The organism is Citrobacter sp. 172116965, assembly GCF_013458095.1.
GTDB lineage: Bacteria > Pseudomonadota > Gammaproteobacteria > Enterobacterales > Enterobacteriaceae > Citrobacter > Citrobacter braakii.
Genome location: NZ_CP046673.1, coordinates 2,861,201 through 2,869,762, shown reverse-complemented (window position 1 = coordinate 2,869,762; position 8,562 = coordinate 2,861,201). Strand labels below are relative to the sequence as shown.

Sequence of the window (8,562 nt, the reverse complement as noted above, 5' to 3'; positions counted from 1 at the left end):
TGTTTGCTATTTAATGTACCTTTTGTTACCTTTAAGGCGTGAGTTAACCAGGAGGAACCATGCTTAAAACTGACGTCATAGAACACTTCGGAGGGGTATCAAAAACCGCGAGTGTTTTGGGAATTTCCCATCCTGCAGTGTGCAGATGGGGTGATGTGATCCCTCAGAAGCAAGCTTTTGTTATCGAACGTATCACTAAAGGCAAGCTTAAATACGATGCCAGCCTTTACCAAAAGTCTACAGACACAGCAGCTTAAACATAACTACCAAAGGAAAAACAAGATGGTAGAGCAAACCCTGAAGGAAGTAGTGAAAGCGATGTGTAAGGCGTACCCAGGAGGCCGCCAGGCTATGGCTGGTGCGTTGGGCATGTCAGAAACCCAGTTCAACAACAACCTGTACGAGAAAAACGGATGCCGGTTCTTTGAAGTCACTGAGCTGGAAGCGATGGAGGACATTTCCAATACGTCATTTGTTGCTGACTACTTTGCTAAGCGTCGCGGCGCACTGCTGGTGGACGTACCAAGCCTGGAAGATCTTGACCGTGTTGACTTGTTCAGCCGTGCAATGCGTACAGCAGCTGCAAGAGGGCAGGTTGATCAGATTATCCAGAAAGCGCTTGAAGATGGAGTGATTGAAAAGCATGAAGCCGAAGAGATTCAGGAACATCACCGCCGTCATCTGGCAGCGCGTGAAGAAGAAATCCGCGCGATTGTGGCCTTATTCAGCCGCCGTCAAAAGAAGTGACGCCAGCGAGTGTGCAGCTCCTGGCGTCGTGGCGTGTCGTATTCAGTGGAGAAACTAACGCATGAACAGTGTAACAACACAGTACCGCAGGTCGCAACTAATTGCTCGACCTATGCCGGGTGGAAAAGGTCCGGCGCAGTTCGTGTATGGGGTAATGGTATCCGGATGCTTTGAGCCTGTCTGCTACCAGTTTGCCGATTGGGTTGTAGGTGATTTCAACGGCCAGGCGGAGAAGGTCGAATGCGAGCACTCAACAGACGGTTTAAAGACAGCTACGGCGTCCCAGTCAGGGTTATCCGGTGGGAGCCAGAAACTCAACGGGTTATATACCTGCGCGACGGATACGAGCATGAGTGCTTCAGTCCTCTCGAACAGTTTCAGCGTAAATTCAGGGAAATAGAGGGTCCGAATGAGCCTGTTAATGACATCCCGGCCAATAGTAATAAATCCTGACCTTGCATACAGCATTGGCCTGAATGAGGCGATTGCTTTGCAGCAGATTAATTACTGGCTGCAAGAAACCAAATCAGGCATGGAAAGTGATGGTGTTCGCTGGATTTACAACACGACAGAACAGTGGCTGGAGCAGTTCCCGTTCTGGTCTGAGTCGACCCTGAAGCGCACCTTCACCCGCCTGAAGACACTCGGTGTGCTCAAAATTGAGCAACTGAACAAGTCTCAACGCGACATGACAAACTTCTACACAATCAACTATGAAAGCGAGCTTTTAGATGAAGTCAAAGTGACCGAATCGAAGAGGTCAAAATGCGCTGTTCCATCAGGTCAAAATGACACGATGGAAGAAGTCAAAGTGACACGCTCCATCAGGTCAAAACGAACCGATGTCATCAGGTCAAAATGCACTGATGATCCTACAGAGAATACAACAGAGAGTACTACAGAGAATAAAACCCCTTCTTGTCCGGAAGCTTCGCAACCGGACGCTTTGGTTAATCCAAATGATTTTCTGTCTCGTCATCCCACAGCGGTGGTTTTCAGTGCGGCAAAACGTCAATGGGGAACTCAGGAAGATTTAACCTGCGCAGAATGGATCTGGGGAAAGATTATCCGACTTTACGAGCAAGCCGCTGAGTCTGACGGTGAACTTGTTCGCCCTAAAGAGCCTAACTGGGTTTCCTGGGCTAACGAGGTTCGTCTGATGTGCACTCAAGATAATCGCAATCACCGCCAGATCTGCGAACTGTACGGTCGTGTTAATCGTGATCCTTTCTGGTGCAAAAATATTCTTAGTCCTTCGAAACTGCGTGAAAAATGGGATGAGTTGTCTCTGAAGTTATCAGCGTCAGCGAGCAAACATGAGGTTCGAGAGGACCCAATGTTTAAATCCAAATACGAGTGCGATACACGCATTCCTGAAGGATTCAGGGGGTAATGATGAGCATTCTGAAAACGGTACAGATGTTTATTGCCATGAACCCCGGCTCCACGACCAGGGACATCATCGAAGGTCTGACCCAATACAGCCAGGACCAACTTCAACTCACTGTTTGCCGACTTTATGGTTCAGAACTGGCAACACGTAAACGTGATGGCCGTCAATTCCGTTACTACGCGGAACCGCCAGCAGATTGCCACTTCGAGGTGTTTGAACCAACTCCTGAAGTCACCACCCTGATGGAAACGGCGAAAGGCCTAGAGTCGAAAGGTCTTTTTCACCGTGCCGCGACGATTTACATGGAGGCGTTCAGTGCATCAGCCATTGAATCAGAGCGAGCAGCAATACTGACAGAACGTCAGCGCTGTCTTGGCCTGGCTAAACCAGCAGTTATTGCCGAAGACGGATGCTATCTGGCTGGTCGATTTTCGGGAGGCCGTTAATGAACTATTCACTGATTTACGCTGATCCACCATGGGAATACGGGAACACTATCAGCAATGGCGCAGCGGAAAACCATTACGGCACGATGAAACTCATCGACATAAAACGTCTGCCCGTCTGGGAGCTGGCTGCGGAAGATTCCGTTCTGGCCATGTGGTTCACCGGTACACATACCCGTGAAGCGATCGAACTTGCTGAGGCATGGGGTTTTAAGGTTCGGACCATGAAGGGATTCACCTGGGTGAAGCTTAACGCACTGGCAGAACAGCATATCAATAAAGCGCTTCAGGCTGGTGGAGTAGAGGACTTTTACGACTTCCTCGACCTGTTGAACGCTCAGACCCGAATGAACGGTGGTAACTATACCCGCGCCAATACAGAGGATCTTCTCATCGCCACCCGTGGTAAAGGGCTGGAACGGTTAAACGCAGGCGTGAAGCAGGTTATCTACAGCCCACTCGGCGAACACAGCCAGAAGCCAGCAGAAGCGCGTTACCGTCTGGAGCAATTATACGGCGATGTGTCACGCATTGAGTTGTTCAGCCGCTGCGCTGTTCTCGGCTGGCATCACTGGGGAAATCAGGCAGAAAACCCTGATGTAATCATGTTCCCTGGTTACGTTGCTAAACCTGCTCCGCTGCTGGAGGTGGTTTATGCAGGACGTTGAAGCACGTAACGCGCTTCGTAACATCGCCAGAAGATGCAACGAGGAAATAAGCGCTAAACGCAAGGCTAACCCTGGTATGAATTGTGACGAAATAGCCAGACCAATTTTTAACAGTGCCATGGGGATGGTTAAGCAACTTGGCTTTACGCCATCACATTTGTATCTCGAAGTCGGGATTCTGAACAAGCGGATTAAGGAGCGCTGAAGTGAACAAACTTACCGTGAGACAAAGTGAAGTACTTGGTTCAATCGTGAACTATCAGCGCAGGTTTGGATTCCCTCCAACGATATGTGAACTGGCAGGGCTAATTGGTTGCTCATCACCAAATGCGGCAGCGGAACATGTGAAGGCCATAGCGAAGAAGGGATATATCTCAGTTGCGCCTGGATTTTCCAGAGGGATCACCGTTATTTCAGGAAATGATGAGGCAGACGCGATATCGATCATCAAGTCACTCATTAACGGTGATAGTGATTCAAGAGAACGCGCCTTGTTATGGCTGGAAGCGAGGAGTGTTCAGCAATGAAATTAACGTTGCCATTCCCGCCAACAGTTAACACCTATTACCGGTCCCCTGACCGTGGAGCGTTAAAGGGTAAACATCTGATTAGTGAGATGGGGAGGAAGTTCAAAAAGAACGTTTATGCCTCTGTTGTGCAGCAGTACGGCGGCATACCGAAACCAGTTAACGTCAACGTTGAGGTAAACATAGTTCTTTTCCCGCCAGATAACAGACGGCGGGATCTGGACAACTACAACAAAGCGCTGTTCGACGCACTGACGAATGCCAGAGTCTGGGAAGACGACAGTCAGGTTAAACGGATGGCTATCGAGTGGGGGCCGGTAGCAAAGCCCGGAAGAGTAGAAATCAATATTAGTCACTATAAATAACTGTTCAAACATACAGGTGACAATGCAAGCACATTTCGAAGTCTGTAAAATACGAAAACCGGCGTAGTGGGGTGCAGTCCGCTTCGCATTTCAATAAGTGGAGAAGGTTATGAATCAGTTGATGGTAATTGATGGTGTATCCGTAAGTCGTGACGTTGTTGGTCGTTATAGCCTCAATGATCTTCACCGAGCAGCAGGTGGACTTGATAAACATAAGCCAGCTTTCTGGCTTCGAAATGAACAAACGGAGCAATTAATAACCGAGTTGCAAATTTGCAACTCGGATGTACCTGAGCCAGTAAGTGTTATTAGAGGCGGAAAATTGCAGGGTACATATGTTTGCCGTGAATTAGTTTACTCATACGCAATGTGGATTAGCGCAGCATTCAATCTGAAAGTGATCAGGACGTTTGATGCCATTCAAACATCAGGAAAATCTGCAGGTGCATCCGATCGTGTTCAGGCTGGGGTAATCTTGCTTGAATCTGCTGCAAAACTGCTCAATCTTTCGAACTCATCCAAACTTGGCGCTTATCAAAAGCTCCAGCAGGTAGCAGGTTTACCGGATCTAATGCCGCATTATGCTATTGATGCTCCCGCAGGAGCCCTGGACGGTTCCAGTCGCCCGACACAGTCACTAAGTGCTCTCCTCAAAGCAAAAAATATCCGCATCACAGCGAATCAGGTTTATCACATGATGTCCAGGCTTGGCATTGTTGAGCAAAAAGAGCGCCACAGTCGCACCGGTGTCAATGGTGTTAAAAAGTTCTGGTCGCTAACTGCGAAAGGTTGCATGTACGGGAAGAACATCACCAGTCCAGCCAACCCAAGAGAAACACAGCCACATTTCTTCGAATCTAAGTTTAGTGAACTACTAAAAATAATCGACATCGTAGCCTGAGGTAACAGTGAGAGCTCTACTTACACCTGAAGTTGCACCGATGACCGGGGTAGTGATATTTCGCCCAGGCAGTGAACTGATGCATCTGTTCAGACATGGGCGTGTTCTTATCGAGCCACAGGCAGAGTCAATGGCTGAGTTACCATCTGGTCTGCTGGCTGAGACAACTCAGGAGCTTCATAACGATCCGTTAATGCGTGATGTCTTCGAAAATCAGAAGGTCATACATTGTGCTGGTGGACTCAATTCACTGGATGCCTGGCTCGAAAGAAAACTGGAATGTCAGTACCCACACAGCGAGTGGCACGACCGCAACTACACCATCACCCGGCATGCGCCTGGCTCAATCCGCACGTGCTGGGGCTGTGACTTAAAAATTCGTGATCAGTTCACTGAAGGTCTGGCGGGTATAGCACGTGAAAACCTGGTATCCTGGATACTGAAGGTTGTAAACGGCCAATTAGGTTTCAGTGAGGACCACATTCTGACGCTGCCGGAGTTTTGCTGGTGGATGGTCAGGAACGACCTGGCTGACGAGATACCTGAAGCCGTAGCCCATAAAGCTCTTCGTCTGAATGAAGAGACTCACCAGTCGGTAACACGTGAAAGCGATATTGTTCCGACATTACCCGCTCAACAACTGGTGCAGGAGAAAGCGAAAAAGATAGTGGCAATGAAGGTAGACCCGGAGACGCCGGAATCCTTCATGCTTAAACCCAAGCGTCGCCGCTGGGTGAATGAGAAATACACGAGATGGGTTAAGGCCCAGCCGTGCGTCTGCTGTAACAAGCAAGCTGACGACCCCCACCACCTGATTGGCCACGGGCAGGGTGGAATGGGTACAAAGGCACACGACCTGTTTGTGATTCCTCTGTGCAGAGAGCATCACGACGAGTTGCATGCTGATCCTGTGGCATTTGAAGCGAAATACGGTGACCAACTGGTCCTGGTGTTTCGGGTTATAGATCGTGCGCTGGCAATCGGCGTACTGGCATGAACAGTGGAGATAACATGCGAGATATTCATATGGTATTAGAGCGCTGGGGCGGTTGGGCATCAAGCGATAATTCTGGTGTGGATTACTCCCCGATCGCGGCAGGATTCAAGGGACTTTTACCGCAGACAAGCAAAACCAGATTGTCATGTACTGATGATGATGCGCTTATCATTGAAGGTTGCCTGGCACGACTGAAAAGCCGAAAGCCATATGAGCATTCGCTTCTTGTCGCTCACTACATGTACGGTATCTCGAAGCGGAAGATAGCTAAAGCGCGAAAGAAGGATGAGAAATTGATACGCATCGAGATACAGATGGCCGAGGGGTTTATTGATGGCTGCCTCTCGATGCTAGAAATTAGTTTAGAGATGGATTAATAGAAAGACAAGAAAGCGGGTTTTAATCCGCTTTTTTGTTTAATGAATCTATAAACTCTTTTGTTTTTTTATTATTTTCAGCTCGATGTAATAAAATGCTTTTGAATCGCTGTATTTCGCTATTTATAGAGCTGATAAAAAAGAAAGAATACAGTGAGGCCGCAATTCCTCCACCGCAGGAGGATATGAAATACAAGTAACTCATTGAGTCTTTTGGTATGGCAAACATACCAATTGCCCCTGAAAAAGCAGCTAGGAGATAAAAAATAATTAAAAATGCGAGATGTCTTTTTTTTATATCGATTATTGGCCGTAATCTTCTAAGTTCACTATCGGATAATGATATATTTTCGTCAGCTTCAGACACCTTGAAAAATGCTGCAATGCAATAGCTGAAAGGAAATGCCAGTAAGGTTATGAGTGACCATGGTGCAGAAGTACCACTTAAGTCGATTTTTTTGGAAGCAAAATAAAAGACAATAAAGCCAATAGTAAAGGCGGAAAAGAATCTTAATATAAATTTAAAGAAACTCATCTCCGCCTCCCAATAAATTTAGTTTTTAACTTTTACTTCTCCAGTTTGAACCTTTGAAGCTAACCATTTGTGCATCTGTAAATATAAGTCATTTTCATCAATAAGTCCATTATTATATTGGACATTAATTTTTCCAGATAGTTTCAGATCGCTTCCTTTAATAACTCCCCCACCTTGTAGATTGATGCTGATATCTTCATCATCTAGATTCCGGAGTGATGTCGCCAAAGTATCGAGCACACGCTGTCCATCTTTATTTGTTTTTCGGAAATAAGTTATTTCTAAGTTAACTTGTAAATTTGACTCATCAAGAGAATCTTCAAGTTGTAAATTATTAAACCATCCTTCACCAAAAGCGGCTTTCATTATGTCACCGCCTTTACCTGTAGGCATAAATTTAATCTTTTTGACCTTCTCTAACGGTTCCCTGATATTTACAGGAAGGTCAAGTGGGTCGCTGATGTTTTTTAAACTTACTACATCATTTGAATCTGCGTTTTTGATTGGAACACTTCCAAGATTTATTTTCTTTACAGGTGACTCGTGCATTTTTCTTATGGTGTCCTCTGTCGGCTTATCTTGAAGGACAAGAAAATTATCACCATTAAAGATGTTGCCGAATGAATGTATTAACCAATTCAGATGGTTTTCTATATCCTTAGTTCTAAGGGAAGATGATTGAACGATCATCACGTGATTGTCACGAATTCCAAAGTAAAGTATTGAATCAACGAATTCTCTTGTTATTTTTTCTTTGTCATGTTCACTTATTGCATCATCTTCGGCTAGCTTTATTTGCTTCGAAGTTATAGCGTTGATGTCATAATAATTGACATCATCAGCGATTGTCATAAGGGTTTGGCTTTTACCCTGCTCAAATAAAATAAGTTGTCCGAATAACACTGTTTTGAATGTACTGCTTCGGTTTACCATTCTGAAGCCGCTGTTACTATCAGAAGGATTAATCTGCTCCCTGCGGGTGCTGACTTTGTGAGCAGTGCCATTCTCAGAAATTATTGAGTCAATGATCTGCTGAAGCGTTGCTGTGCAGTTAGGAATGACCGCGCGTTTATATTGAATGACCTTGCTGCGACTTTCTTTCATTAGCCTTGTTCCTTGTCTCGTGAACGTAACCATCTGATTAGGTTGATTTTATTTTGTTGTAATCAACATGGCTAGTAGACGGTAACTGTCTGTAAACAATAAGATAAATCAAAAAATTCAAAAAAGCATTAACGCGGTCCGCATTTTCTAGATTACTGTGTTAAGAGTGGTCACTTAGACACGTACTTATAAGATTTTAAACCTCGCTTTGGCGGGGTTTTTTGCTTTATGGTGGTATTCATGACAGACACCCAAACGAAAGGAGATTCCATGGGGTTTTATTACGTTTACCAGCATAAAGAGGAAGGTTTGGAAGTTGAGAAGCATCTTGTTGTTTCAGAAGAGTATCTTGATAGAGATAGCGCTAAAATGGCTAGGTCTAAGCATATGCTCAATGATAGGGGATGTGTATTCTCAGAAATTATTGAGGCATCATCACCGCAAGAAGTGCTTCAAAAGGTACAGCCGGAATTGATGAACCGCTGGATATAAAAACACCAAT

General features: G+C 45.8%; 15 protein-coding genes. 13 read left to right on the top strand and 2 right to left on the bottom strand.

Going from position 1 to position 8,562, the window contains the following annotated elements; genetic code table 11:
• Positions 1-59 precede the first annotated feature (59 nt).
• The 12 genes from GPJ68_RS13940 to GPJ68_RS13885 all read left to right on the top strand — a co-directional run bounded on the left by GPJ68_RS13940 (position 60) and on the right by GPJ68_RS13885 (position 6,421).
• Positions 60-257, top strand: coding sequence for a Cro/CI family transcriptional regulator (locus GPJ68_RS13940; protein ID WP_032207801.1), 198 nt, complete (start codon positions 60-62; stop codon positions 255-257).
• Between the two features lie 25 nt (positions 258-282).
• Positions 283-747 (top strand): YmfL family putative regulatory protein, encoded by a 465-nt coding sequence (locus GPJ68_RS13935; RefSeq protein WP_032207800.1) that lies wholly within the window; start codon positions 283-285, stop codon positions 745-747.
• A 240-nt stretch (positions 748-987) separates the two neighbouring features.
• Complete coding sequence (locus GPJ68_RS13930) at positions 988-1,200, top strand: DUF4222 domain-containing protein (RefSeq protein ID WP_077888139.1); 213 nt, start codon at positions 988-990, stop codon at positions 1,198-1,200.
• Positions 1,157-2,140: a hypothetical protein gene (locus GPJ68_RS13925; protein ID WP_047715876.1), complete on the top strand. Its 984-nt coding sequence runs from the start codon at positions 1,157-1,159 to the stop codon at positions 2,138-2,140. The genes GPJ68_RS13930 and GPJ68_RS13925 overlap by 44 nt, the downstream gene beginning before the upstream one ends.
• Before the next feature lie 2 nt (positions 2,141-2,142).
• A complete protein-coding gene (locus GPJ68_RS13920; RefSeq protein WP_180836753.1) occupies positions 2,143-2,586 on the top strand; it encodes a hypothetical protein in 444 nt (147 codons plus the stop codon).
• Positions 2,586-3,254 carry an MT-A70 family methyltransferase gene (locus tag GPJ68_RS13915; protein ID WP_104651420.1) on the top strand — a complete coding sequence of 223 codons (669 nt, stop codon included), beginning with the start codon at positions 2,586-2,588 and terminating at the stop codon, positions 3,252-3,254. Before GPJ68_RS13920 ends, GPJ68_RS13915 begins: the two co-directional genes overlap by 1 nt.
• Positions 3,241-3,459: a hypothetical protein gene (locus tag GPJ68_RS13910; RefSeq protein WP_071692359.1), complete on the top strand. Its 219-nt coding sequence runs from the start codon at positions 3,241-3,243 to the stop codon at positions 3,457-3,459. Before GPJ68_RS13915 ends, GPJ68_RS13910 begins: the two co-directional genes overlap by 14 nt.
• A gap of 1 nt (position 3,460) precedes the next feature.
• A complete protein-coding gene (locus GPJ68_RS13905; RefSeq protein WP_180836751.1) occupies positions 3,461-3,781 on the top strand; it encodes a LexA family transcriptional regulator in 321 nt (106 codons plus the stop codon).
• Positions 3,778-4,146 carry a RusA family crossover junction endodeoxyribonuclease gene (locus GPJ68_RS13900; protein WP_180836749.1) on the top strand — a complete coding sequence of 123 codons (369 nt, stop codon included), beginning with the start codon at positions 3,778-3,780 and terminating at the stop codon, positions 4,144-4,146. Before GPJ68_RS13905 ends, GPJ68_RS13900 begins: the two co-directional genes overlap by 4 nt.
• 109 nt (positions 4,147-4,255) lie before the next feature.
• Complete coding sequence (locus GPJ68_RS13895; RefSeq protein WP_180836747.1) at positions 4,256-5,047, top strand: KilA-N domain-containing protein; 792 nt, start codon at positions 4,256-4,258, stop codon at positions 5,045-5,047.
• A 7-nt stretch (positions 5,048-5,054) separates the two neighbouring features.
• Positions 5,055-6,044, top strand: a complete 990-nt coding sequence (locus GPJ68_RS13890; RefSeq protein WP_180836744.1) for a DUF968 domain-containing protein — start codon at positions 5,055-5,057, stop codon at positions 6,042-6,044.
• A 14-nt stretch (positions 6,045-6,058) separates the two neighbouring features.
• A complete protein-coding gene (locus GPJ68_RS13885; protein ID WP_180836742.1) occupies positions 6,059-6,421 on the top strand; it encodes an antiterminator Q family protein in 363 nt (120 codons plus the stop codon).
• Positions 6,422-6,443: 22 nt separating this feature from the next.
• On the opposite strand, the gene GPJ68_RS13880 is transcribed toward GPJ68_RS13885, so the two are convergent.
• Positions 6,444-6,956, bottom strand: a complete 513-nt coding sequence (locus GPJ68_RS13880) for a hypothetical protein (protein ID WP_128612393.1) — start codon at positions 6,954-6,956, stop codon at positions 6,444-6,446.
• A gap of 18 nt (positions 6,957-6,974) precedes the next feature.
• Positions 6,975-8,060, bottom strand: a complete 1,086-nt coding sequence (locus GPJ68_RS13875) for a hypothetical protein (protein WP_128612392.1) — start codon at positions 8,058-8,060, stop codon at positions 6,975-6,977.
• 240 nt (positions 8,061-8,300) lie between these two features.
• Here GPJ68_RS13875 and GPJ68_RS13870 point away from each other — a divergent pair, with 240 nt between their 5' ends.
• Positions 8,301-8,552, top strand: coding sequence for a hypothetical protein (locus GPJ68_RS13870; RefSeq protein WP_233615108.1), 252 nt, complete (start codon positions 8,301-8,303; stop codon positions 8,550-8,552).
• Positions 8,553-8,562: the final 10 nt, after the last annotated feature.

What these genes read in the sequence shown, in the direction of transcription:
- GPJ68_RS13940 (WP_032207801.1), top strand. Translation starts at nt 60, where the DNA reads ATGCTTAAAACTGACGTCATAGAACACTTCGGAGGGGTATCAAAAACC.
- GPJ68_RS13935 (WP_032207800.1), top strand. Translation starts at nt 283, where the DNA reads ATGGTAGAGCAAACCCTGAAGGAAGTAGTGAAAGCGATGTGTAAGGCG.
- GPJ68_RS13930 (WP_077888139.1), top strand. Translation starts at nt 988, where the DNA reads ATGCGAGCACTCAACAGACGGTTTAAAGACAGCTACGGCGTCCCAGTC.
- GPJ68_RS13925 (WP_047715876.1), top strand. Translation starts at nt 1,157, where the DNA reads ATGAGCCTGTTAATGACATCCCGGCCAATAGTAATAAATCCTGACCTT.
- GPJ68_RS13920 (WP_180836753.1), top strand. Translation starts at nt 2,143, where the DNA reads ATGAGCATTCTGAAAACGGTACAGATGTTTATTGCCATGAACCCCGGC.
- GPJ68_RS13915 (WP_104651420.1), top strand. Translation starts at nt 2,586, where the DNA reads ATGAACTATTCACTGATTTACGCTGATCCACCATGGGAATACGGGAAC.
- GPJ68_RS13910 (WP_071692359.1), top strand. Translation starts at nt 3,241, where the DNA reads ATGCAGGACGTTGAAGCACGTAACGCGCTTCGTAACATCGCCAGAAGA.
- GPJ68_RS13900 (WP_180836749.1), top strand. Translation starts at nt 3,778, where the DNA reads ATGAAATTAACGTTGCCATTCCCGCCAACAGTTAACACCTATTACCGG.
- GPJ68_RS13895 (WP_180836747.1), top strand. Translation starts at nt 4,256, where the DNA reads ATGAATCAGTTGATGGTAATTGATGGTGTATCCGTAAGTCGTGACGTT.
- GPJ68_RS13885 (WP_180836742.1), top strand. Translation starts at nt 6,059, where the DNA reads ATGCGAGATATTCATATGGTATTAGAGCGCTGGGGCGGTTGGGCATCA.
- GPJ68_RS13880 (WP_128612393.1), bottom strand. Translation starts at nt 6,956, where the DNA reads ATGAGTTTCTTTAAATTTATATTAAGATTCTTTTCCGCCTTTACTATT.
- GPJ68_RS13875 (WP_128612392.1), bottom strand. Translation starts at nt 8,060, where the DNA reads ATGAAAGAAAGTCGCAGCAAGGTCATTCAATATAAACGCGCGGTCATT.
- GPJ68_RS13870 (WP_233615108.1), top strand. Translation starts at nt 8,301, where the DNA reads ATGACAGACACCCAAACGAAAGGAGATTCCATGGGGTTTTATTACGTT.